The following is a 22,957-nucleotide window of genomic DNA, read 5'->3' as shown; positions in this document are numbered from 1 at the left end:
TTATGATGTTGTATACAAAAAAAGCAAATAATGTTTCTGGTTAAAAATCGCTATGTACTCGAATTTTTCACCTATGCAATACCAGTCATTTCCCGGATGTGTACCGGAGCATTCGGCTAGGTGTCCCGACGAGGCGCTGGCAGCCCCTATGATCAGCGGGTCTTCGGTAATAATCGCGGGCATTGCGGCGTTGCGTTCGTGACCCACTTGGGCGGCTGCTAAGCAGATTCGTGAGCAAGAAAAATGCTGCATAGAAGAAATGAATCTGCCGGCTGCGCGTTCTTCGGTAGAGGAAGTGCGAACTTAAAGCGTGTGCAAATGCATCTTTGCAAGGTGGTTATGCTTTGGTAGCGGTGTACGTGCTGGTTACATTGTGTACAATGCAAGGGCTTTTTATTTGTGACTTTTCACTGATTTGCTGCTTGCCAGAGGGTGGGTAGCACGCAGTAGAGTTGCATCAGCAACCGCCGAACTTTGATCACGCGAGCCACAATGAACGAACAATTGCAGCCCCTTAAGAAGCAGACGCGCGAAGGCAAGAGCACTCGCAGCGGGACTCAGGACGATGTCGTTTACGCCCATATCTTCGATGCCATTCTCGAGCAGCGTCTGGCTCCTGGCACCAAGCTCAGTGAAGAGGCGCTCGGTGAAATCTTCGGCGTCAGCCGCACCATCATCCGTCGCGCCTTATCGCGCCTGGCCCATGAAGGCGTGGTGCTGCTGCGGCCTAACCGTGGCGCGGTAGTAGCCAGTCCGGGGGCGGAAGAAGCGCGGCAGATCTTTTATGTGCGCCGCATGATCGAGCGGGCGATTACCGAACTGGCCTGCAAGAACGCCAAGCCGGAACAGATTGCCGCGCTGCGCCAGATGGTGATCGATGAGCGTGACTGCTTCGCCCGTGGTGATCGCGGTATGGGCATTCGCCTGTCGGGTGAGTTCCACCTGAAACTCGCGGAAGCCGCCGGCAACCTGACCCTGTTGGGTTTTCTGCGCAGTCTGATTTCGCAAACCTCGCTGATCATCGCCCTCTATGAAAGCAACAGCCGTACGCATTGCTCGGATGCCGAACACGACCAGGTGATTGACGCCATCGAGGCCGGCAATGTTGAAGTGGCGGTGGACCTGATGATGCGCCATATGGACAGCGTCGACGCCAAGCTCAATCTGGATGGCGAAACCGCCTCCGATGACCTACACGCGGTGTTTTCGCACCTGCTGCCAAGCGGCAAGAAGAAAGCGGTAAGTCGCGGATCTGTGTAACAGGCATAAACAAAAAAAGCCCGCTCAATAAGCGGGCTTTTTTGTTGGCCGATGTTTTTGCAAACATCGGCACAGGCGCAGCTTAGTCGCGGCGATGCACCGACTGGCCGGCAGCAAAGGTTTCTTTAATCGCACGATCGTCACCCAGCATGGTCAGGGCGAAGAGTCTTTCGTCCAGGGTCTTGGCCTGTTGCATGCGGTAGCTGATCAGCGGCGTGGCGTTGTAGTCGAGGACCACGAAGTCGGCGTCTTTGCCGCTCTCGAAGTTGCCGAGTTTGTCATCCAGATACAGCGCGTTGGCGCCGCCGAGGGTGGCCAGGTACAGCGACTTGAACGGGTCGAGTTTCTTGCCCTGCAGCTGCATGACCTTGTACGCCTCGTTCAGCGATTGCAGCTGGCTGAAGCTGGTGCCGGCACCCACGTCGGTGCCCAGGCCGACGCGCACGCCGTGTTGCTCCAGTTTGTTCAGGTCAAACAGGCCGCTGCCAAGGAACAGGTTGGAGGTCGGGCAGAAGGCCACGGCCGAGCCGGTTTCGGCCAGGCGTTTGCATTCGTCGTCGCACAGGTGCACGCCGTGGGCGAATACCGAGCGGGCGCCGATCAGCTTGTAGTGGTCGTACACATCCAGGTAGCCCTTGCGCTCGGGGAACAGCGCCTTGACCCATTCGATTTCCTTGCGGTTCTCGGACAGGTGGGTGTGCATATACAGGTCCGGGTATTCGCCCAACAGTTTCCCAGCCAGGGTCAGTTGTTCCGGGGTGCTGGTCGGGGCAAAACGTGGGGTCACCGCGTAGTGCAGGCGGCCCTTGCCGTGCCAGCGTTCGATCAGTTCCTTGCTGTCGGCGTAGCCGGATTCCGGAGTGTCGGTCAGGTAGTCCGGGGCGTTGCGGTCCATCAGCACCTTGCCGGCGATCATGCGCAGGTTGAGCGCTTCGGCGGCTTCGAAGAAGGCGTCCACCGATTGCTTGTGCACGCTGCCAAACACCAGCGCGGTGGTGGTGCCGTTGCGCAGCAACTCTTTTAGGAAGATACCGGCCACGTCGGCGGCGTGGGCCTTGTCGGCAAACTGCTGCTCGGTGGGGAAGGTGTAGGTGTTCAGCCAATCCAGCAGCTGCTCGCCATAGGAGGCGATCATCCCGGTTTGCGGGTAGTGGATATGGGTGTCGATAAAACCGGGAGTGATCAGAGCATCGCGATACTCAGTGATTTCAACGCCCTTGAGGCTGGGCAGCAGGTCGGCGGCGTGACCGACTTTTGCCACCTGACCGTTGTCGATGACCAGCAGGCCGTCTTCGAAATACTCATAGGATTGCTCAACGCCTACCACGGCAGGGTCGGCAATGCTGTGCAGGATGGCGGCGCGGTAGGCTTTCACTGGGCTAGTCATGTAACGCTGATCTCAATCTATGGATTTTTCGCTCAGACGCGTGTGCGCCTGAGCAGATAGTCAGGCCTGGCTTCGGCGAGAGGCGGGCAGCAGCTTGGCCACGCTGGGCTGGCCTTTTTTGCTCTCTTGGCCAAAGGCAGCGTTGTAGGTGGCGATCACTTCGCCGGCGATGGACACGGCAATTTCTACCGGCAACTTGCCTTTGACCTCGGCCAGGCCCATGGGGCAGCGCATGCGCGCTACCACTGCTGGGTCGAAGCCGCGATCACGCAGGCGGTGTTCAAATTTGGCGCGTTTGGTTTGCGAGCCGATCAAGCCGTAATAGGCAAAGTCGTTGCGTTTGAGGATTTCTGCAGTCAGCTCTAGGTCGAGCTGGTGGTTGTGGGTCATGACGATAAAGTAGCTGCCGGCCGGCATCCGTTCGATCTCGTCGACCACCTCTTCATTGACCACCTTTTCCACTCCGGCGGGAATCTGCTCGGGGAATTCGTTTTCCCGTGAGTCGATCCAGCGCACTTTGCATGGCAGGCTGGCAAGCAGCGGCACCAGGGCGCGGCCGACGTGACCGGCACCGAATACAGCAATCTGCGCCTGCGGCTGGCCCATGGGTTCGAACAGCAGCACGGTAGCTCCGCCACAGCACTGGCCGAGGCTGGCACCCAGGCTGAAGCGCTCCAGGCGGGTGTCCTGGCTGCGGTTTTGCAACATCTCGCGGGCTAGCTCCATCGCCTTGAATTCCAGATGACCGCCACCGATGGTCTCGAAGATGCGGTCAGCGGTGACCACCATTTTCGAGCCAGCATTGCGCGGGGTTGAGCCGCGCTCTTCGATGATGGTCACCAGCACGCAAGGCTGACCTTGCTCCTGCAGTTCGGCGAGGGCGCTGATCCAGCTCATTTGCTCAGCCTCCAGGTAGGTGGCAATTGTCCGGGGCGCGGTAAGCGCCAGTTGCTCGGCGACGGGTCCAGTATCGGTACCGGAATTGGTCGCGGTGTTTGCGGTTTCTTTTCGGTGTGTTTTGTCATTGTTGTACACCTGCTTCGTTGTTCATTCACGCCCTGGTGGACAACGCTTCGCGGTTGTCCACCCTACGAGGTTCGTAGGGTGGATCGGGGCGCGTAGCTGTCGCGAAGCACATCCACCAAGGTGGCTGGCGTTACGCCGGTTCAACCTCTGCAGCGGTGGCCGACTTGGTGTTCTGCTGCAGTTTCTTCATTTGCTCCACGCCCCAGAGCACGCGCTCAGGAGTTGCCGGGGCGTCGATGTTCGGCTGTACCCGGTAGTCTGCCAGGCTGGCCACGGCGTCCTTGATCGCGCACCAAGTGGCGATGCCGAGCATAAACGGCGGCTCACCGACGGCCTTGGAGTGAAACACGGTGTCTTCCGGGTTCTTGCGGTTTTCCACCAGCTTGACGCGCAGGTCCAGCGGCATATCGGCGATGGCCGGAATTTTGTAACCAGCGGGACCATTGGTGACCAGCTTGCCTTTGTTGTTCCACACCAGTTCTTCGGTGGTTAGCCAGCCCATGCCCTGAACGAAGGCGCCTTCGACCTGGCCGATATCGATAGCCGGGTTCAGTGAGGCGCCAACGTCATGCAGGATGTCGGTGCGCAGCATCTTGTATTCGCCAGTCAGGGTGTCGACGATCACTTCCGAGCAGGCTGCGCCGTAGGCGAAGTAGTAGAAGGGACGGCCGGCGGCCTTGTCACGGTCATAGAAGATCTTCGGCGTGCGGTAGAAGCCAGTGCTGGAGAGCGATACCTGGCCGAAGTAGGCCTTCTGAATCACTTCCTCGAAGCTCAGGAACAGATCACGTACGCGCACCTGGCTGTTGCGGAACTCGACGTCTTCCGGGGTGACCTTGTATTCGCGTACCAGAAAATCTACCAGGCGCTGCTTGAGGGTTTCAGCGGCGTTCTGCGCGGCTTTGCCGTTCAGGTCGGCACCGCTGGAAGCGGCGGTCGGCGAGGTGTTCGGCACCTTGTCGGTGTTGGTAGCGGTGATCTGGATACGCGAGATATCCACCTGCAGCACTTCGGCGACGATCTGCGCGACCTTGGTGTTCAAACCCTGGCCCATTTCCGTACCGCCGTGGTTCAGGTGAATCGAACCGTCGGTGTAGATATGGATCAGCGCGCCAGCCTGGTTGAGGAAGGTGGCGGTGAAGCTGATGCCGAATTTAACCGGGGTCAACGCCAGGCCTTTCTTCAGCACCGGGCTTTTATTATTGAATTCAATAATTTCACGGCGGCGCTTGGCGTAGTCACTGCTGGCTTCCAGCTCGGCGGTCATCTCGTGGATAACGTTGTGCTCGACGGTCTGGTGGTAGTGGGTGACGTTGCGCTCGGTCTTGCCGTAGTAGTTGGTCTTGCGCACTTCCAGCGGGTCTTTGCCTAGGCTGCGGGCCACCGCGTCCATGATCTCCTCGATGGCGACCATGCCTTGCGGGCCGCCGAAGCCGCGATACGCGGTGTTCGACGCGGTGTTGGTCTTGCAGCGGTGACCATTGATGGTGGCGTTGCCGAGGAAGTAGGCGTTGTCGGAGTGGAACATCGCGCGGTCGACGATGGAGCCGGACAGATCCGGCGAGTAGCCGCAGTTGCCGGCCAATTCAATTTCGATGCCGTGCAGCAGGCCGTTGTCGTCGAAGCCCACGTCGTATTCGACGTAAAAGGGGTGACGCTTGCCGGTCATCTGCATGTCTTCAACACGCGGCAGGCGCATCTTGGTTGGCCGGCCGGTGAGGTGCGCGATCACCGCGCAGAGGCATGCCGGGCCTGCGGCCTGGGTTTCCTTACCGCCGAAACCGCCGCCCATACGGCGCATGTCGATAACGATCTTGTGCATCGGCACGCCCAGTACTTCGGCCACCAGTTTCTGCACTTCGGTGGCGTTCTGCGTTGAGGTGTAGACAATCATGCCGCCGTCTTCAGTCGGCATCACCGAGGAAATCTGGGTTTCCAGATAGAAGTGTTCCTGGCCACCGATATGCAGGCTACCTTGCAGGCGGCGCGGCGCAGTGGCCAGTTCGGCGCTGGAGTTGCCGATCTTGTGTTGATGGCTGTCGAGGACGAAATGTTTTTTGCGCAGCGCATCGACCACGTCGAGCACCGGCTCGAGGTCTTCGTATTCGATGATTGCGGCCATGGCCGCTTTGCGTGCGGTTTCCAGGCTGTCGGCACCGACGGCGATCACCACCTGGCCAACGTATTCGACCTTGCCGTCCGCCAGCAGCGGGTCACCGGCGACTACGGGGCCGATATCAAGCTGGCCGGGTACGTCATCCTTAGTGATGGCGATAGCCACGCCCGGGAACTGGTAGCAAGGGCTGGTATCGATGCTGACGATGCGCGCGTGAGCGCGGTCGCTCATGCGGGCATAAACGTGCAGCTGATTGGGAAATTCCAGGCGGTCGTCGACGTAGACGGCTTCGCCAGAGACGTGTTTGTCCGCGCTGTCATGTTTAACGCTGCGGCCGACGCCAGTGGTGATGTCGGCGCGGAACAGTTCGGCCAATTCGGCCTGGCTTTTAATTACATGATGATTAGACATAAGCGGTCACCCGGGTTTCGACTTCGGGAGCTTGCAGCTCGAGGAAGAATTTACGCAGCAGATTCTGTGCAGTGAGCAGGCGGTATTCCTTGCTGGCGCGGAAATCGCTGAGCGGGGTGAAATCCTCGGCCAGCGCGGCGCAAGCGCGTTCGATCACGCCCGGATACCAGGCCGCACCTTGCAGCGCGGCTTCACAGGCAGCGGCGCGTTTCGGAATCGCGGCCATGCCACCGAAGGCGATGCGCGCGCTCTGCACCACGCCATCTTCGACCACCAGGTTGAAGGCGGCGCACACGGCGGAAATGTCGTCGTCCAGGCGCTTGGACACCTTGTAGGCGCGGAATGCCTGGCTGGCCTGATGACGCGGCACGATGATCTTCTCGATAAATTCGGCTTCCTGACGTGCTGTCACCTTGTAGTCGAGGAAGTAGTCTTCGATCGGCAGGGTGCGGCTGGTGTTGCCTTTGCGCAGGACGATCTGTGCGCCGAGGGCGATCAGCAGCGGCGGGGCATCGCCAATCGGCGAGGCGTTGCCGATATTGCCACCGAGGGTGCCCTGGTTACGGATCTGCAGCGAGGCGAAGCGGTGCAGCAGCTCGCCGAAGTCCGGGTAGTCCTGGGCCAGCGCTGCGTAGCAATCGGAGAGAGCTGTGGCCGCGCCGATTTCGATGCTCTCGGCAGTCACGTCGACGCGCTTCATCGCTTCGATATGGCCAACGTAGATCATTACCGGCAGTTCGCGGTGGAACTGGGTGACCTCCAGCGCCAGGTCGGTGCCGCCAGCGAGCAGGCGAGCTTCCGGGTTGGCGGCGTAAATATCGGCCAGGTCGGCGACGGTCAGCGGCAGCAGGCAGCGTTTGTCGCCGCTGTTGAGCTCGGCGGTGTCTTGCGGGGCGATGGCTTTCAGTTGCACGACGGTTTGCGCTTCGGCAGCGTCGAACTGGTCTGGCTGTTTCTGGCAGCAGGCCTGCTCGGCGGCGTCGATAATCGGGCGGTAACCGGTGCAGCGGCACAGGTTGCCGGCCAGGGCTTCCATGGTGTCGGCTTTGTCGAAACCGCTGCTGTTCTTTTGCAGGGCGAACAGCGACATGACAAAGCCAGGCGTGCAGAAGCCGCACTGTGAACCGTGGCAGTCGACCATGGCCTGCTGCACGCTGTGCAGTTGACCTTGGTGCTTGAGGTCTTCAACCGTGATCAGCTGTTTGCCGTGCAAAGAGGAAACGAAGGTAAGGCAGGAGTTGAGGGTACGGTAACGCACGCGCTCACCGTCCAGCTCACCGACTACCACGGTGCAGGCGCCGCAGTCGCCAGAGGCGCAGCCTTCTTTGGTTCCGGATTTGCCAAGATGCTCACGCAGGTAATTGAGCACGGTGATGTTTGGGTCCAGGGCATGCTCAGTACGCAGCTCCCGGTTGAGTAAAAACTGGATCAAGGACGACCTCCAGGCACTTTATTGTTCTCGTATCAGGCTCTGCTGAAACGACTGAGCACAACGGCGCAGCGTTTCCACACGGCTTGGCATGAGGCGAATCTAGAGTTTTCTGACTTTAGGGTCAACAAATATTTGACTCTTTGGTCAGGCGATTGTCATACGATTCAGTTATGAGCGCGAAAAGCCCAGTGGCTCGGTTAAACGCTAGCCGCTTTTATGCCAAGCAAGGTGTTGCAGAAACAAAAGTGCACGCATGCAAAAACGCCAAGGGTGGGAGCCCTTGGCGTTTTTTGTAGCGCCGTCTGCGCTTTAGGAGTGAGTCAGCTGCGAGTCGGTCAGCTGATGCTCTTCACCGGCGTAGTAGGCACGTACGCGCGGGTCCATCACCGCGCGCCACAGCGGTGGAAACAGCGCCAGGACGATCATCCCTGCATAGCCATTGGGCAGTTGTGGACTGTCGTCGAAATGGCGCAGCACCTGGTAGCGACGTTTGGCATAGGCGTGGTGGTCGGAATGGCGCTGCAGATGGAAGAGAAACAGGTTGGTCAGGAGGAAGTTGCTGTTCCATGAATGCGTCGGATTGGTGCGTTCATAACGACCATTCTCCAGCTTGCGACGGTGCAGGCCGTAATGCTCCACGTAGTTGACGATTTCCAGCAGGGTGAAGGCGATCACTGACTGCGCGATAAAGAACAGTGCGCCGAGCCAGCCGAAAGCCAGGCTGAAACCGAGCAGAAACAGCGCGCTGACCGCGTACCAGCCAATCAGCTCATTGCGCCAGTGCAGAACAGGCAGGCTCTTGCGCTTCAGCCGTTCCGCTTCAAGCTTCCAGGCATTGAGGAAGTTGTGCACATAGGCGTGCGGCAGAAAGGCATACAGGCTCTGGCCGTAGCGCGAAGAGCTGGCGTCTTCCGGGGTCGATACGTGTACATGGTGACCGCGCACATGCTCGATCTTGAAGCCGCCGTAGCACACGGCTGCGAGCAGCAGGCCGCCGGCGTTTTGCTCCAGCTGTGGGTCCTTATGGATAAACTCATGGGCCACGGTGATGCCGATCGCGCCAGTAACCGTGCCGACGGAGAGTACCCAGCCGAGCTGGCCAACCCAGCTCCAGGCCTCATGATTGACGAATACCCAGCCCGACCAGCCGAGCATGCCAAGCAAAGCCGGCACGGTGATCAAGCTGAGCAGGCGGTAGTAACCTTGCTGCTCCATTTGCGGCACCTGTATCGCCTCGTCGGGGTTGGCGGGGTCGCGGCCGATGATGAAATCCAGCAGCGGAATCACCCCAAACACCACCAGCACTACCAGCCAGGGCCAGGCGTTGGCGTATTGGCTATTTAATGACCAGTAATAGCTCAATGGGATGCCCAATACAGGGATCAACCAGAACCAGTAGCCGATGCTTTTAATCACAAGCATCCAGTTGGAGGGCAGGCGTTCGAACATGGGGGCTCCGTACTTATTATTGTTTGAGTAGGGTGTTGGTTGGATTGTAGGACAATCCATGTGGGTGCCCATCCCCTGGCAGCCCACCTTTTGGTTTGAAAGCAGGGCGCTGGTGGCCTTGGCCCGGTAACACCCTGTGTTACACTCGCGCCGGCGCTCGACCGCTCAGGCCAAGCCTGGCGTGGGTTTAGCCGCTTTAAGCCCTCTCCAATAGGTCAGATAGAGCCTAAGGATCATCATGACGTTCAAGGCACCGGATAGCCTCGCTGAGCAGATCGCCCACCATCTCGCGGAACGCATCATTCGTGGTGAGTTGAAGGCGCGTGAGCGGATTCAGGAACAGAAAGTCACCCAGGCGCTGAATGTCAGCCGGGGCTCAGTGCGTGAAGCGCTGCTGATTCTTGAGCGCCGGCACCTGATCGTGATTCCGCCGCGCCGCGGAGCGCAGGTTGCGGAGCTGACGCCGCATAACGTCAAGAGCCTCTACGCCCTGGTCATGGAGCTGTACATCCTGCTAGGCAAGGCGGTGGCGGATAGCTGGCAGGTCGAGGCCGATCTCGGGCCGTTCCTGGTTATTCAGCAGCGTTTGCAGGACAGCCTGCAGCGCGAAGATATCAACGCTTTTGTCGAAAGCAGTTTCGACATCATGCGAGCCGCTTTTCCGTTCTCCAATAACCCCTACCTGCAGGAAACCGTGGAGAACTTGCTGCCGGCCATCAGCCGTACCTATCACTTGGCGCTGGAGCGGCGCAAAGGTGAAATGGGCCAGTTCCTCAATACCTTTGCCGCATTGCTGCAGGCGATCATCGCCCGTGACCACCAGGCCATCCGCGAAGTATTGCTGGGTTACGGTGAGCACAATTGCCAGCTGGTGCTGGCCGCACTGGCCGACGCTTAAGGAAGGCTGTCTATGCGGCTCAAGTGCATCAAACTGGCCGGTTTCAAGTCATTCGTTGACCCAACCACGGTTACCTTCCCCAGTAATATGGCGGCAGTGGTCGGGCCCAACGGTTGCGGCAAGTCGAACATCATCGACGCCGTGCGTTGGGTGATGGGCGAGAGTTCGGCAAAGAACCTGCGTGGCGAGTCGATGACCGACGTCATCTTCAATGGCTCGAATACCCGTAAGCCGGTTACCCAGGCGTCCATCGAGCTGATTTTCGACAACTCCGACGGTACCTTGACCGGTGAATACGCCGGCTACAACGAAATCTCGATCCGCCGTCGGGTTACCCGCGACAGCCAGAACACCTATTTCCTCAACGGCACGAAGTGCCGGCGTCGCGACATCACTGACATCTTCCTTGGCACTGGCCTGGGCCCGCGCAGCTACTCGATTATCGAGCAGGGCATGATCAGCAAGCTGATCGAGGCCAAGCCGGAAGATCTGCGCAACTTTATCGAAGAAGCCGCCGGCATCTCCAAGTACAAGGAGCGTCGCCGCGAGACTGAGAACCGCATCCGCCGCACCCATGAAAATCTGGCGCGCCTGACCGACCTGCGTGAAGAGCTGGAGCGTCAGCTTGACCGCCTGCACCGCCAGGCCCAATCGGCGGAGAAGTATCAGGAATACAAGGCCGAGGAGCGTCAGCTCAAGGCCCAGCTCACCGCCCTGCGTTGGCAGGCGCTGAACGAGCAGGTGGGTAGCCGCGAGGCGGTGATCAGCAATCAGGAAGTCAGCTTCGAAGCGCTGGTTGCCGAGCAGCGCAATGCCGATGCGAGCATCGAGCGCCTGCGCGATGGCCATCACGAGCTGAGTGAACGTTTCAACCTAGTGCAGGGCCGTTTCTACTCGGTGGGCGGCGATATCGCGCGTATTGAGCAGAGCATCCAGCACGGTCAGCAGCGTCTGCGTCAGTTGCAGGACGACCTCAACGAGGCCGAGCGCGCGCGCCTGGAAACCGAATCGCACCTAGGCCACGACCGCACGTTGCTGGCGACCTTGGGCGAAGAGCTGGAAATGCTCTTGCCCGAGCAGGAACTGACAGCCGCGGCGGCCGAAGAGTCTGCGGCCGGGCTGGAAGAATCCGAAACCGCCATGCATGGCTGGCAGGAACAGTGGGACAGTTTCAACCAGCGCAGCGCCGAACCACGGCGTCAGGCCGAGGTGCAGCAGTCACGCATCGCCCAGCTGGAACAGAGCCTGGAGCGCCTGGCCGAACGTCAGCGCCGCCTTACCGATGAGCTGCAGCAGCTGGCGGCCGACCCGGAAGATGCGGCGATTATCGAACTGAGCGAGCAGATCGCTGCCGGCGAAATCAGCCTGGAAGACCTGCAGCTGGAAGAAGAGCAGCAGGCTGAACGCCTGCAACAACTGCGCAATGACCTGCAGCACAGCGGTCAGGCCCAGCAGCAGGCACAAGGTGAATTGCAACGTCTGAATGGTCGTCTGGCTTCGTTGGAAGCGTTGCAGCAAGCGGCGCTGGATCCCGGCAAAGGCGCCGGCGACTGGCTGCGCGAGCAGCAGCTGAGCGAGCGCCCGCGCCTGGCTGAAGGCCTGCGCGTTGAGGCCGGCTGGGAACTGGCGGTGGAAACCGTGCTGGGCGCCGATCTGCAAGCGGTGCTGCTGGATGATTTCAAGGGCCTGGATTTCGCCGGCCTGACCCAGGGCGATCTGCGCCTGGCCAGCCCGAGCAAGGGTGGCGCGCGGGTGGCTGGCAGTTTGCTGGACAAGGTCGAAGCCAGCGTCGATCTGGCACCCTGGCTGGGCAAGGTCAAACCGGTGCAAAACCTGGATGAAGCGCTTGCCGCGCGTTTTAACTTGGCCGAAGGCGAAAGCCTGATCAGCCGCGATGGCTACTGGGTCGGCCGGCATTTCCTGCGCGTGCGCCGCGCCAGTGAAGCGGAAAGTGGCGTGCTGGCTCGTGGTCAGGAGATCGAGCGGCTAAGCCTGGAGCGCGATGAGCGCGAAGCGGCGCTGGCCGTGCTGGATGAGCGCTTGACGCATTTGCGCGAAAATCAGCGCGCTCAAGAAGAACAACGTGAGCAGCAGCGCCGCCAGGCGCAGGATCTTGCCCGTCGCCTCGGCGAGCTGAAAGCCCAGCTGTCCGCCGGGCAGGCTAAGGTCGAGCAACTGATACTGCGCCGCACCCGTCTGGACAGCGAGCTGCTGGAGCTAGGCGAACAGCGCGAAATCGAGCATGAGCAACTGGGTGAGTCGCGTCTGCAATTGCAGGACGCCCTGGATGCCATGGCGACCGACAACGAGCAGCGCGAAAGTCTGCTGGCTCGCCGTGACAGCCTGCGTGAACGCCTCGATCGCGTGCGCCAGGAAGCCCGCCAGCACAAGGATCATGCCCACCAGCTCGCCGTGCGACTTGGTTCGCTGAAAGCCCAGCATGACTCTACCCGTCAGGCCCTGGAACGCCTGGAGTTGCAGGCCGAGCGCCTGCATGAGAAGCGTGAGCAGCTCAACCTCAATCTGGAGGAGGGCGAAGCGCCGCTGGAAGAGCTGCGGATGAAACTGGAAGAACAGCTCGACAAGCGCATGGCGGTGGAGGACGAACTCAAGCTTGCGCGCCTTGCTCTGGAAGACGCGGACCGCGAGCTGCGTGATGCGGAAAAACGCCGTACCCAGGCCGAGCAGCAGGCGCAGTTACTGCGCGGCCAGCTGGAACAGCAGCGTATGGATTGGCAATCGCTGACCGTGCGACGCAAGGCCCTGCAGGATCAGTTGCTGGAAGACAATTATGACTTGCATGGCGTGCTCGCCAGCTTGCCTGCCGAGGCCAGCGAGAAAGCCTGGGAAGAAGAGCTGGAGCGCCTGGCCGTTCGAATTCAGCGCCTTGGCCCGATCAACCTGGCGGCGATTGACGAATACCAGCAGCAATCCGAGCGTAAACGTTACCTCGACGCGCAGAACGCCGATCTGGTAGAAGCGCTGGATACCTTGGAAAACGTCATTCGCAAGATCGACAAGGAAACCCGCAACCGCTTCAAGGAAACCTTTGACCAGATCAACGGTGGCCTGCAGGCGCTATTCCCGAAAGTCTTCGGTGGTGGCAACGCTTATCTGGAGCTAACCGGCGAAGATTTGCTGGATACCGGTGTAACCATCATGGCGCGCCCGCCGGGCAAGAAGAACAGCACCATTCATTTGTTGTCCGGCGGGGAAAAGGCGCTAACGGCATTGGCCTTGGTATTTGCCATCTTCAAACTTAACCCCGCGCCGTTCTGCATGCTGGATGAAGTGGACGCGCCGCTGGATGACGCCAACGTCGGGCGTTATGCACGGCTGGTAAAAGAGATGTCGGAAACTGTGCAATTTATCTATATCACCCACAATAAAATCGCCATGGAAATGGCCGATCAGTTGATGGGTGTAACCATGCATGAGCCTGGCTGTTCGCGGTTGGTGGCCGTGGATGTAGAGGAAGCGCTGGCCTTGGTTGAATCATGATGGCCAGGGCGGTGTAAAGTTATCTTTCGTCGTGCTAGCTTAATGCGCATTGATATTAGACGTGGCGTTATAACTGAGGGAAAGGCCTGGCAGAACATGGGCTTGGCGTCGCGAAAAAGAATTAGCAAAATGGCCCGGGAAGGCCTTTTTCATCACATTTTTATTAGGGGTTAAGGTATTTCATGGAATTCGGTCTGCGCGAGTGGCTGATTGTCATCGGCATTATAGTAATTGCCGGCATCCTGTTTGATGGCTGGCGTCGGATGCGTGGTGGCAAAGGCAAACTCAAGTTCAAGCTTGATCGCAGTTTTGCCAATTTGCCGGACGACGACAGCGATCCCGATCTGCTTAGTCCGCCTCGGGTTATTGATCGCAGTAATGAGCCAGCTTTCGATGAAGAAGACCTGCCGTCGCTCAGCGCTCGTGAGTTGAATCGTCGCCGCAGCGGTGAACCTCAGCAGGGCGACCTTAACCTGGGCTTGGACGAGCCTGTGCCGACGTTGCTTAACCCGGTTGATGACGACGTGGTCAAACCCGCCGGTCAGACCAAAGAAAGCAACAAGGAATTGCCGCCGGTTGAAGAAGTGCTGGTAATCAACGTCATTGCTCGCGATGAAGAAGGCTTCAAAGGCCCAGCGCTGTTGCAGAACATTCTGGAAAGCGGCCTGCGTTTCGGTGAGATGGACATTTTCCATCGCCACGAAAGCATGGCCGGTAACGGTGAAGTGCTGTTCTCCATGGCCAATGCATTAAAACCTGGCACTTTTGATCTCGATGATATTGAGGGTTTCAGCACTCGCGCCGTGAGCTTCTTCCTTGGCTTGCCCGGTCCGCGTCATCCCAAGCAGGCGTTTGATGTGATGGTGGCAGCCGCACGCAAACTGGCTCATGAACTGGGTGGCGAGTTGAAGGATGACCAGCGCAGCGTGATGACTGCGCAAACTATCGAACATTATCGTCAGCGCATCGTCGAATATGAGCGCAAGCAACTGACCAATAAGCGCTGATTAATCGATGAAATACCAAGAGCAGCCAAGGCTGCTCTTTTCGTTTGAGAGAACACTGCAATGACCGACGCTTCGATTGCTGCCCAGCGCATTGTGCAACTGCGTGCCGAACTGGATGAGCATAACTACCGCTATTACGTTCTCGATGAACCGAGCGTTGCCGATGCCGAATACGACCGTCTGTTTCGTGAATTGCAGGCACTGGAAGCTGAACACCCGCAACTGGTGACTGCCGAGTCACCGACCCAGCGCGTCGGGGGTGAGGCGCTGGCGGCGTTTGGTGAAGTGCGCCATGAAGTGCCCATGCTCAGCCTGGGCAACGCCTTTGAAGAAGAAGACCTGCTGGCCTTCGACCGCAGCGTGCAGAGTGGCCTCGGCCTTGCGGGCGACCTGTTCGGTGGCGGTGTAGATGCCGAATACAGCTGCGAGCCTAAGCTCGATGGTCTGGCCGTTAGTCTGCGCTATGAGCACGGCCAGTTGGTGCGTGGTGCGACCCGAGGCGACGGCGCCACTGGCGAGGATATCAGCAGCAACGTGCGCACCATCCGCAACGTGCCACTCAAGCTGCAAGGCGAAGGCTGGCCGCAGATGTTGGAGGTGCGCGGCGAAGTTTTCATGCCCAAGGCCGGTTTCGAAGAGCTTAATGCCCGTCAGGCAGAAAGTGGTGGCAAGACCTTTGCCAACCCGCGCAATGCGGCAGCCGGCAGCCTGCGCCAACTTGACCCGAAAATCACAGCCAGCCGTCCCCTGGAGTTCTGCTGCTATGGCGTCGGTCAGATCAGTGGAGAACTGCCAGATACCCAGGTGGGCATGCTTGAACAGCTCAAGGCCTGGGGCATACCCATCAGCCGTGAACTGAAATTGGCCAAGGGCGTGCAGGCCTGTCTCGACTATTACCGTGATATTGGCGAGCGGCGTATGAGCCTTGCCTACGATATCGATGGCGTGGTGTTCAAAGTCAATAACATCGAGGACCAGCAGCAGCTTGGCTTCCGTGCACGGACGCCGCACTGGGCGATAGCCCACAAGTTCCCCGCGCAGGAAGAACTGACCGAGTTGCTGGATGTGGAATTTCAGGTCGGTCGCACCGGTGCTGTCACGCCAGTAGCGCGTCTCAAACCAGTCAAGGTGGCCGGCGTGATGGTGGCCAATGCCACGCTGCACAACATGGACGAGGTGGCGCGGCTGGGTGTGATGATTGGTGATACGGTAATTATCCGCCGTGCCGGTGATGTGATTCCGCAGGTTATGGCGGTGGTGCCAGAGCGGCGCCCTGCAGATGCCCGGGCCGTGCAGATTCCTGAAAGCTGCCCGGTATGCGGCTCACATGTAGAGCGCACTCAGCTGGTCAAGCGCAGCAAAGGCAAGGAAACCTTCAGCGAGGGGTCGGTTTATCGCTGCGTCGGGCGTCTGGCCTGTGGTGCTCAGCTTAAACAGGCCATCATTCACTTCGTCTCGCGCCGGGCCATGGATATCGAAGGCTTGGGTGACAAGACCATTGAGCAGTTGGTCGATGAGCAGCTGATCGCCTCGCCGGCCGATCTGTACAAGCTGACGTATGAGCAGATTATCAACCTGGAAGGCTTTGCCGAGGTCTCCAGTAACAAGCTGCTAAAGGCCATTGCAGACAGCAAACAGCCGCCTCTGGCGCGCTTTATCTACGCCCTCGGCATACCGGATGTAGGTGAGGAAACGGCCAAAGTGCTGGCCCGTGCGCTGGCCTCTCTGGAGCGTGTGCAACAAGCCTTGCCCGAAGTGTTGACCTACTTGCCGGACATCGGTCTGGAGGTTGCCCATGAGATTCACAGCTTCTTTGCCGACAGCCATAACCAGCAGGTGATTGCGGCCTTGCTGGCCAGCGACCAGTGCGGCTTGCAGTTGCAGGAACAGGGTGAGTTGGGTGCCGAGTTCAGTGCCAGCGCTACACTGGCCGGGATGCTCGACAAGCTGAATATCCCCTTCGTAGGACCTGGCGGCGCGCAGAAACTGACGGATAAATTTCGCAGCCTGGAGGCTGTATTAGCGGCTGACTGGCTGGATATGCGCCAGACCCTGCCCGAGAAGCAAGCGAAGGCGGTGCGCGAGTTTTTCGATGTGCCGGCTAATGTGCGGCGTGCGCAGGCCATTGAGGCGCAGCTAAAGGCCTTTGGTATGCACTGGCACAGCGAGAAAAAAGTTATCGAAGGCTTGCCGCTGGCAGGGCAGACCTGGGTGCTGACCGGCACACTGGAGGTGATGAGTCGCGATGTGGCAAAGGAGAAACTGGAAAGCCTAGGCGCCAAGGTAGCCGGTTCGGTATCGGCGAAAACCAGTTGCGTGGTGGCAGGGCCTGGGGCGGGCTCGAAGCTGGCTAAGGCCAGTGAGTTGGGGGTGCGGGTGATTGATGAGGCGCAGTTCTTGTCAGCCTTGGCAGGCTACGGCCTCTAGAGGGGCGGGTTTTCTGTACTGCCCCCAAACAGGGTTTAGGGGCAGTCCGACAACTTAGTTACCGGTTACGTTCACGCAGGTTTCGCCGAAAAACGGGTAGAAGCCTTTGGTGTGGTAGTCAGCGGTAGCGATGGTGCCGATGTTGCCATTAGCCTTGGCGGCAGCAATGGAAGCGTCGCCTTTGTTAATCAGACCGATGATGGTGGTGGCGCAAGCAGTACCAGTTTTGCTACCCGAAGCGGTAGTGGCAGTGATCGGACCTTTGACGTCGGTGATCAGGCCAACGCTGACTGGCGACAGGCCGGAGGCGCAACCGCTGAGCAGGGTAACCAGGCCGGCAGCCAGAGCAATTTTCTTCAACATAATCGTGATTCCTTTTCGCTTATCCATAAGAAGCTTTACCCATCCAGGCAAAGACCCAGGCACCCTAAAGCAGTAGCCAGGCAATAACAAGTTTGCCTGCTTTTTTTCAAACCGGTTTCAAATTTATGAAATCTTTCGGTGGAATTTTCTGCGGCCGTTGTTATTGCGCTAAGCGAAACTGATACGGCAGTCATAAAAAACAGAGGTTGCGCGCATCCACTGAGGGACGCGAGAGGAGGTTGCCTGGCGCTTTAAGCAACACCAGGCGTGGTGCGATCAGTCACCGCGGTATTCGCAACCACTGGTGCAGGTTTCGTGGATACGAATACGCGACAGCTCAGGTAGCAACGGCTTGAGTTGCTGCCAAATCCATTTGGCCAGCACTTCACTGGTGGGGTTTTCCAGGCCAGGAATATCGTTCAGGTAATTGTGGTCAAGTTGCTCATAGAGCGGTTTAAAGATCGCCTTGATCTCGGAGAAGTCGCGTATCCAGCCGGTATACGGATCAACCTCACCTTCGATATACACCGCCACCTTGAAGGAGTGGCCGTGCAGGCGCCCGCATTTGTGGCCTTCGGGAACGTGAGGTAGGCGGTGCGCCGCCTCGAACATAAACTCTTTGAACAATTCCACGATCTTTCTCTCAGGTGGTACGCGGTTAACAGCGCGTTTAGCAAGGCGCGAATATTACCAGCTCAATGGCTGTTAACCGAGTAGCACAGAGGATTGGATACAGTTTTATGGCTGATTGCGCTCCAACCGGTAGATGCTGACCGCTTCGTAGACCGCCTTGCGCAAGCGGTTGATGCCGCCAATCGGGCGATGCTCGGGCAGCGCATGCCAGGGGTTGAACGATAGGTTGTCGCAGAACAGGTTCTGCTCGCGGCTATCAAAATCCTGCGCCGGCACCTTGATGGTGGCGACGGTTTCGAAGGGCGAGATGGTTTCGCTCCACTCAACGCTGGGGTCTTCGATGGGCATGTAGTGCTCGGCGTTCTGCCGCTGCACTTGCAGGGCAAAGCAGGCGGGAACACGGTCTAGCGATAGCTGCTGGTACAGCGCATTGCGCAGGAAATTAGGAAGGTCCTGGTTCTGTTCAGGCAACTGATAGTCAGGGCAAGCGTCTGGCTGAGGAATGACCCGGTACTTGATGTTGTGCTCGCCGAGTTTGAATGGGGCGATGGAGTTGTAGGTGGTTGCTACCGGCGTTTCCGGGGCAGGGGACAAGGTCTTCAGGGCGATGATCAGGTGGCGAATTTCCCAGCCATTTGGGTTCCAACTGGGGAAGAAGGCCATGGCCTTTTTGCCATCGGCTTGAGCGGCGAAATTGCTTTTGTACTCGGCCACGTCGCGCACGAAAAAGGCTGGGTGATTGAACATCACAAAATCCTGCTCGTTGGCGTGTTGCGGGCTTTTCGTGAGTTTTTCACCAGGCACATCCAGCAGTTTGATCGCCATGCCACGTGCATCGCGGGCCCGGTCGAACTGCGGGTAGGCATTGCCGTTGGACAGGCGCATCCAGGCTTGCCAGGTTTTCCCCGGCTCGCTGAGTACGCCGCGTTGCAGGCTGCTATCGATATCGGCGCTGACGGTGACTTCGGCTTTCATGCAGCCATGGGCCTTGGCGTGGGCATCGCGTAGCACGCGGGTATTGTCGCGGTGCTGTTCGACCACGCGAATGGCATCTTCGATGATGCCTTGGGTAAGCGAGGCTTCATCGGCCGGGATCTGCTCCTCCGTGGATACCGGGCCGGAGAACTTCCAGCCGTAGTAGGCCGCACCGATGGCCCAGCCGCCGATACCGATGGCCAGTACAAGCACTAGCAATTTGCCAAGTACGCGACCGAGCCAGAGCCAGAATCGTTTAAACATGGAGTCAATTCCTTTTAATTATTCTCAGTGGGCGATTACAGGCAGCGTGAAGTTCAGTTCTGGCAAGACGGGCCAGGCGTCCACTCTTTAGCGGCAACAGGTTGTAGCTGCTGTTCCAGCGTGGGATTGCCCAGGACCTTGAGGTATTCGATTAGCGCCCAGCGCTCTTCCGGTTGCAGGGCGCGGCCGATTACACCGTCTTCACGGCAGCCCGCGCGGAACTCATGGCCGCGATTGCTGTTGCCGGTGACCTGAGTGTCGAAGTGGAAGCCGCCGGCGAATTTTTCGCTCTGGTAGCCGACCTGCTTAGGGTTGAACTCGAAGTTGCCCACCCAGAATTGGGTTTGCCGTTCCGAGACAGGGGAGAGCAGCTCGAACAGGCTCGGCACCGAGCCGTTATGCAAGAACGGCGGCGTGGCCCAGATGCCATCCAGCGGGCGCGCCTTGTAGCCGCGTTTTTCCTGCACCCCGATGGGCAGATCGAAGCCGTCCATGCGGCCACGTTCCGCTTGCGTGATGCCGGCATCCCGATAGGCGCGGTTTTCCACATAGGCGGTGACATAGGCCAGGGCTTTGGCGCTGGAGATATTGCGCATGTCGATATCCTCCAACTTGGCACCAAACAGGCGTACATCCAACTTGCTCAGTTCGGCCGTGGTCCAGCCCAGTTTGCTGATATCGAAGCGGTGGTCGGCGATATTGTCTGCGGTGGTCGGGTCGGTGCCGACGATGGAGGTGGGTACCACGCGCATCCGCCACTCGGGATCGCGAGCGGGGGCAAAACGCTCATCTGGCTTCTTCGGATCAGGCGCATGGCAGTAAGCGCAATTTTCTGCAAACAGCGCGCGACCACGGCTGGCCAGCGGCAGATCGACCTTGCCGAACACCTCTTCAGGCCAGGTGGGCGGCTGCAGTTGCTTAAGGGTTTCTTCCAGGGTGAATAGGTCACGCAGGAGTACGCTTGAGGCGTAGCGCTCGGCTTCGGCCACTGGATGACCGTTGGTATCGAGCAGACGCAGGGTGGCGCCAACCCCCAGAGCTTCGCCAACGTTGCGGGCCATCGGCTGCATGGCTGAGCCGTTCCACTGCACCCAGTCGAATTTCCAGATATCCCAGACCTGCGGGTAGCTCACTGGTGCATTGGCGACGCGGTAATTGCTTGAGTCGATGGCATCACCGAACACGCTGTTGGCAATCCGGCCAAATGCGTCGGTACGGCCAAAGCCTTCTTCGGTTGGATAAAGGCCGCGGTGCCAGTCATTGAAAGCCGTGCCAAGTAGGCGGTCGAGCACCACCTTGAAGTCGCGGCGCAGCTGCGCCTTGTGGTTGTCGTACTCATCGCCCAGTACCTGCTTGGCGAAGCGGCGGAATTTCAGCGGGTTGTAATAGGTGAAGGCCATGCTCATGCCGAGCGCCTGGCCAAAGCTGCCGCCACGCACTGTAGGCACAGTGGAAGCCAGCGAATGCAGCGCGGCACCGCCATCGATGCGCACGGCCTGGCCTTTATAACGCAGCTCACCGGTGTGGCAGGCGGCGCAACTTATATCCAGGTAATGTTCGCCGCTTTCCACATCGTCATGGCGGGCAAAGCCGACTGGCAGGTTGCCGGGGTTTAGCTGTGTGGGCTGTTGAGCTGGATCGACGAGGAAGCCGAAACGCGCAAGGTAATCCGGGGTGGCGAACTTGCTACTGCTGAACGGCAACTCCAGAGCGCTGAACCATTCATAGCGCAGGCCTTTCACCTGAGTACCCTGTGGGGTGTAGTAGTAGGTCTGGCGTTCTTCTGCCGACCACTGATTGAGGTAGTGCAGCTTATCGGGCTGTTGATAGTTCGGCAGGTTGGGGTTGGCGATGAAATACAGGGCAATCAACAGCCCCACAACCAGCAACAAAACAAGCCCATACAGGGCCCGACGGAGGATGTGCATGGGTACTTCCTTGTGGTGTTTTTTATTTGTTGGTTTTATGCCAATTGCAACAGCAGATGGCAAGCAGCCATTACTGCAAAACACCGGAAATATGCTTCTGCTAGGCCCGCGGAAGGCTTTACAGTGCAATTTAGGTCGAGTTGACCAACAGGAGTGAGTGCATGCATCCATTTGACGCGCCGCAGCCGCCGAAATTGGCGTTACTGCTGGGCTATGCCGGGCTTGTGCCTTTTGTCACTGGAGCATTAGGCATCTGGGTAACCCCCGAGGGTTGGCGAGTGCTGGTGTTAACCGCCTTGCTCGATTATGCCGCAGTGATCCTGGCTTTTATGGGGGCGATTCACTGGGGGCTGGCCATGCGTGCCGAGGATGCGAGCGAGCCGGCCCAGATGCAGCTTGGGTTGTCTGTGGTGCCGCCATTGTTGGGCTGGCTGGCAATCAGCAGTGGTATGCCGATCGGTCTGGCATTGCCTCTGTGCTTGTTGGCGTTTGGCGGCTTGTATGCTGCCGACTTGCGGGCGGTGAAGCTGGGCCTGGCGCCGCAGTGGTATCCCAGCCTGCGCCGGCCGTTGACCATTGTCGTCTGCCTGAGCTTGCTAATGGCCTGGGCCAGCGTGCTGCTACGGTGAGTTGAGCCACTCCGCCACCGTATCCAGCGCCTGCTCACGGCGCTGCGTCCAGCCGCCCTGAATACACTGCAGCGGCTGTTGGTGGAACCGCAGCCAGTGCTCGCACTGCTGGTAGAACGCCATGCGCTCGGCCAGTTCAGGTTGGCAACGCTGGCCATCGTCAATCCAGGGCACATCGGCAGGATTGAGCAGCAGGTGCAGGTGGTAATCGCGATCGAGCAAGGCTTGCTCGATCCACGCGGGGCAGTCACCGAACAGTTCTCGGCTCCAGAGCATATTGCTCAGCAAATGGGTATCGAGAATCAGCAGCTCGGGGCGCGCCGCTCTGGCCTGGTCTTCCCAGGCCAGTTGGCCCTGGGCGATGGTGCTGATATCGGCGTAGCAGGTGTCACGCTGCTCGCGGTCGATAAAATGCCGCACGTACTCGCCCACCAGCCGCCCGCCGAACGCCGCTTGGATGTGCCCGGCCAACCAGCTTTTGCCGCTGGACTCCGGGCCGGTGAGTACCAGTACTTTCATGGCAGAGCCTTTATGCATTAACCAAGACGCGATCACGCCGCCAGGTCAGCCAGCCGTTGAGCGCCAGTAGGGTAAACACCCCGTAGAGGGCCGCAGTCGGGTACAGCCCTTGTTGTACAAATAGCGCCACGAACAACAGATCAAGCACGATCCACAATGGCCAACATTCAACCCGCTTCTGCGCCATCCAAACCTGAGCGACCAGACTGAACGCGCTCAGCGCCGCGTCCTGCCAGGGTGCGGCAGCGTCGGTGAAAGTGGCCATCAGATAGCCGAGCGCCAGTGCACCGACTGCACCTATTGCTAAGCTGATCAATATGCCTTGCCGGCTGAGCCTACTTACCTGTACCCCTTGATGACTGCTGCCGCCGCGCGTCCATTGCCACCAACCATAGCCTTGCAGTGCGGCGTAGACGCCTTGCAGCAGCATATTTGAGTACAGCTTGCCGTCATAAAAGATCCAGGCATACATCAGCACCATGACCAAGCCCAACGGCCAGCACCAGCGGTTCTGCCGCACTGTTAGCCAGACGGCCCATACGCCAAGGGCTGAAGCGATGATTTCCAGAGGCGACATAAGGTACCGATGAGCAAGGATGAGAATGGTCGGCGATTGTAGCGATAGAGTTGTGCGCCGTCTTGGCTGTCCGGCGCGTCATATCGGCTAGATGGCTAATTGCTATGGCTTTGCCGATATACTCTGCATCCCTTGAGGAGGCATGGCGTGTTCAA

Annotated in this window: 17 protein-coding genes; 6 read left to right on the top strand and 11 right to left on the bottom strand. The window is 59.0% G+C overall.

What is annotated here, in order from left to right; all coding sequences use genetic code 11:
• Nucleotides 1–492 precede the first annotated feature (492 nt).
• Nucleotides 493–1,260: a GntR family transcriptional regulator gene (locus AACY25_RS09445; protein ID WP_339524089.1), complete on the top strand. Its 768-nt coding sequence runs from the start codon at nucleotides 493–495 to the stop codon at nucleotides 1,258–1,260.
• An 82-nt stretch (nucleotides 1,261–1,342) separates the two neighbouring features.
• On the opposite strand, the gene guaD is transcribed toward AACY25_RS09445, so the two are convergent.
• The 5 genes from guaD to AACY25_RS09420 form a co-directional block, all read right to left on the bottom strand.
• Nucleotides 1,343–2,647, bottom strand: coding sequence for a guanine deaminase (gene guaD / locus AACY25_RS09440; RefSeq protein WP_339524087.1), 1,305 nt, complete (start codon nucleotides 2,645–2,647; stop codon nucleotides 1,343–1,345).
• Nucleotides 2,648–2,707: 60 nt separating this feature from the next.
• Nucleotides 2,708–3,544, bottom strand: a complete 837-nt coding sequence (gene xdhC / locus AACY25_RS09435) for a xanthine dehydrogenase accessory protein XdhC (protein WP_339524085.1) — start codon at nucleotides 3,542–3,544, stop codon at nucleotides 2,708–2,710.
• 259 nt (nucleotides 3,545–3,803) lie between these two features.
• Complete coding sequence (gene xdhB, locus AACY25_RS09430) at nucleotides 3,804–6,200, bottom strand: xanthine dehydrogenase molybdopterin binding subunit (RefSeq protein ID WP_339524084.1); 2,397 nt, start codon at nucleotides 6,198–6,200, stop codon at nucleotides 3,804–3,806.
• The gene (gene xdhA, locus AACY25_RS09425; protein ID WP_339524082.1) at nucleotides 6,193–7,632 is read right to left on the bottom strand and encodes a xanthine dehydrogenase small subunit; all 1,440 of its coding nucleotides are present in this window, start codon (nucleotides 7,630–7,632) and stop codon (nucleotides 6,193–6,195) included. Before xdhA ends, xdhB begins: the two co-directional genes overlap by 8 nt.
• Before the next feature lie 309 nt (nucleotides 7,633–7,941).
• Complete coding sequence (locus AACY25_RS09420; protein WP_339524081.1) at nucleotides 7,942–9,081, bottom strand: alkane 1-monooxygenase; 1,140 nt, start codon at nucleotides 9,079–9,081, stop codon at nucleotides 7,942–7,944.
• A gap of 238 nt (nucleotides 9,082–9,319) precedes the next feature.
• On the opposite strand from AACY25_RS09420, the gene AACY25_RS09415 reads away from it, so the two are divergent.
• The 4 genes from AACY25_RS09415 (at nucleotide 9,320) to ligA (ending at nucleotide 16,914) form a co-directional block, all read left to right on the top strand.
• The gene (locus tag AACY25_RS09415; protein ID WP_275962918.1) at nucleotides 9,320–9,979 is read left to right on the top strand and encodes a GntR family transcriptional regulator; all 660 of its coding nucleotides are present in this window, start codon (nucleotides 9,320–9,322) and stop codon (nucleotides 9,977–9,979) included.
• Between the two features lie 12 nt (nucleotides 9,980–9,991).
• The gene (smc, locus tag AACY25_RS09410; protein ID WP_339524079.1) at nucleotides 9,992–13,480 is read left to right on the top strand and encodes a chromosome segregation protein SMC; all 3,489 of its coding nucleotides are present in this window, start codon (nucleotides 9,992–9,994) and stop codon (nucleotides 13,478–13,480) included.
• Nucleotides 13,481–13,662: 182 nt separating this feature from the next.
• A complete protein-coding gene (gene zipA, locus AACY25_RS09405) occupies nucleotides 13,663–14,487 on the top strand; it encodes a cell division protein ZipA (protein WP_339524077.1) in 825 nt (274 codons plus the stop codon).
• 60 nt (nucleotides 14,488–14,547) lie between these two features.
• Nucleotides 14,548–16,914 carry an NAD-dependent DNA ligase LigA gene (ligA, locus tag AACY25_RS09400; RefSeq protein ID WP_339524075.1) on the top strand — a complete coding sequence of 789 codons (2,367 nt, stop codon included), beginning with the start codon at nucleotides 14,548–14,550 and terminating at the stop codon, nucleotides 16,912–16,914.
• Between the two features lie 54 nt (nucleotides 16,915–16,968).
• Here the strand turns inward: ligA and AACY25_RS09395 are convergent, their stop codons facing one another.
• The 4 genes from AACY25_RS09395 to AACY25_RS09380 form a co-directional block, all read right to left on the bottom strand.
• Nucleotides 16,969–17,277: a TRL-like family protein gene (locus tag AACY25_RS09395; RefSeq protein WP_339411164.1), complete on the bottom strand. Its 309-nt coding sequence runs from the start codon at nucleotides 17,275–17,277 to the stop codon at nucleotides 16,969–16,971.
• Nucleotides 17,278–17,553: 276 nt separating this feature from the next.
• Nucleotides 17,554–17,910: a 6-carboxytetrahydropterin synthase QueD gene (gene queD / locus AACY25_RS09390; protein ID WP_090241991.1), complete on the bottom strand. Its 357-nt coding sequence runs from the start codon at nucleotides 17,908–17,910 to the stop codon at nucleotides 17,554–17,556.
• A gap of 105 nt (nucleotides 17,911–18,015) precedes the next feature.
• Nucleotides 18,016–19,149: a catalase family protein gene (locus AACY25_RS09385; RefSeq protein ID WP_339524074.1), complete on the bottom strand. Its 1,134-nt coding sequence runs from the start codon at nucleotides 19,147–19,149 to the stop codon at nucleotides 18,016–18,018.
• Between the two features lie 53 nt (nucleotides 19,150–19,202).
• On the bottom strand, nucleotides 19,203–21,077 hold the full coding sequence (locus AACY25_RS09380; RefSeq protein WP_339524073.1) for a cytochrome c: 1,875 nt from the start codon (nucleotides 21,075–21,077) through the stop codon (nucleotides 19,203–19,205).
• Between the two features lie 161 nt (nucleotides 21,078–21,238).
• On the opposite strand from AACY25_RS09380, the gene AACY25_RS09375 reads away from it, so the two are divergent.
• Nucleotides 21,239–21,706, top strand: a complete 468-nt coding sequence (locus AACY25_RS09375; protein ID WP_339524072.1) for a DUF3429 domain-containing protein — start codon at nucleotides 21,239–21,241, stop codon at nucleotides 21,704–21,706.
• On the opposite strand, the gene AACY25_RS09370 is transcribed toward AACY25_RS09375, so the two are convergent.
• Complete coding sequence (locus tag AACY25_RS09370; RefSeq protein ID WP_339524071.1) at nucleotides 21,698–22,225, bottom strand: AAA family ATPase; 528 nt, start codon at nucleotides 22,223–22,225, stop codon at nucleotides 21,698–21,700. The genes AACY25_RS09375 and AACY25_RS09370 overlap by 9 nt on opposite strands.
• A 10-nt stretch (nucleotides 22,226–22,235) precedes the next feature.
• Nucleotides 22,236–22,802, bottom strand: coding sequence for a nicotinamide riboside transporter PnuC (gene pnuC / locus AACY25_RS09365; protein ID WP_339524070.1), 567 nt, complete (start codon nucleotides 22,800–22,802; stop codon nucleotides 22,236–22,238).
• Nucleotides 22,803–22,957 lie beyond the last annotated feature (155 nt).

The organism is Pseudomonas sp. EA_35y_Pfl2_R111 (genome assembly GCF_963970955.1).
In the GTDB taxonomy this organism is placed as follows: domain Bacteria; phylum Pseudomonadota; class Gammaproteobacteria; order Pseudomonadales; family Pseudomonadaceae; genus Aquipseudomonas.
This window is presented reverse-complemented; position numbering and strand designations above follow the sequence as displayed.

What these genes read in the sequence shown, in the direction of transcription:
- AACY25_RS09445 (WP_339524089.1), top strand. Translation starts at nt 493, where the DNA reads ATGAACGAACAATTGCAGCCCCTTAAGAAGCAGACGCGCGAAGGCAAG.
- guaD (WP_339524087.1), bottom strand. Translation starts at nt 2,647, where the DNA reads ATGACTAGCCCAGTGAAAGCCTACCGCGCCGCCATCCTGCACAGCATT.
- xdhC (WP_339524085.1), bottom strand. Translation starts at nt 3,544, where the DNA reads ATGAGCTGGATCAGCGCCCTCGCCGAACTGCAGGAGCAAGGTCAGCCT.
- xdhB (WP_339524084.1), bottom strand. Translation starts at nt 6,200, where the DNA reads ATGTCTAATCATCATGTAATTAAAAGCCAGGCCGAATTGGCCGAACTG.
- AACY25_RS09420 (WP_339524081.1), bottom strand. Translation starts at nt 9,081, where the DNA reads ATGTTCGAACGCCTGCCCTCCAACTGGATGCTTGTGATTAAAAGCATC.
- AACY25_RS09415 (WP_275962918.1), top strand. Translation starts at nt 9,320, where the DNA reads ATGACGTTCAAGGCACCGGATAGCCTCGCTGAGCAGATCGCCCACCAT.
- smc (WP_339524079.1), top strand. Translation starts at nt 9,992, where the DNA reads ATGCGGCTCAAGTGCATCAAACTGGCCGGTTTCAAGTCATTCGTTGAC.
- zipA (WP_339524077.1), top strand. Translation starts at nt 13,663, where the DNA reads ATGGAATTCGGTCTGCGCGAGTGGCTGATTGTCATCGGCATTATAGTA.
- ligA (WP_339524075.1), top strand. Translation starts at nt 14,548, where the DNA reads ATGACCGACGCTTCGATTGCTGCCCAGCGCATTGTGCAACTGCGTGCC.
- AACY25_RS09395 (WP_339411164.1), bottom strand. Translation starts at nt 17,277, where the DNA reads ATGTTGAAGAAAATTGCTCTGGCTGCCGGCCTGGTTACCCTGCTCAGC.
- AACY25_RS09385 (WP_339524074.1), bottom strand. Translation starts at nt 19,149, where the DNA reads ATGTTTAAACGATTCTGGCTCTGGCTCGGTCGCGTACTTGGCAAATTG.
- AACY25_RS09380 (WP_339524073.1), bottom strand. Translation starts at nt 21,077, where the DNA reads ATGCACATCCTCCGTCGGGCCCTGTATGGGCTTGTTTTGTTGCTGGTT.
- AACY25_RS09375 (WP_339524072.1), top strand. Translation starts at nt 21,239, where the DNA reads ATGCATCCATTTGACGCGCCGCAGCCGCCGAAATTGGCGTTACTGCTG.
- AACY25_RS09370 (WP_339524071.1), bottom strand. Translation starts at nt 22,225, where the DNA reads ATGAAAGTACTGGTACTCACCGGCCCGGAGTCCAGCGGCAAAAGCTGG.
- pnuC (WP_339524070.1), bottom strand. Translation starts at nt 22,802, where the DNA reads ATGTCGCCTCTGGAAATCATCGCTTCAGCCCTTGGCGTATGGGCCGTC.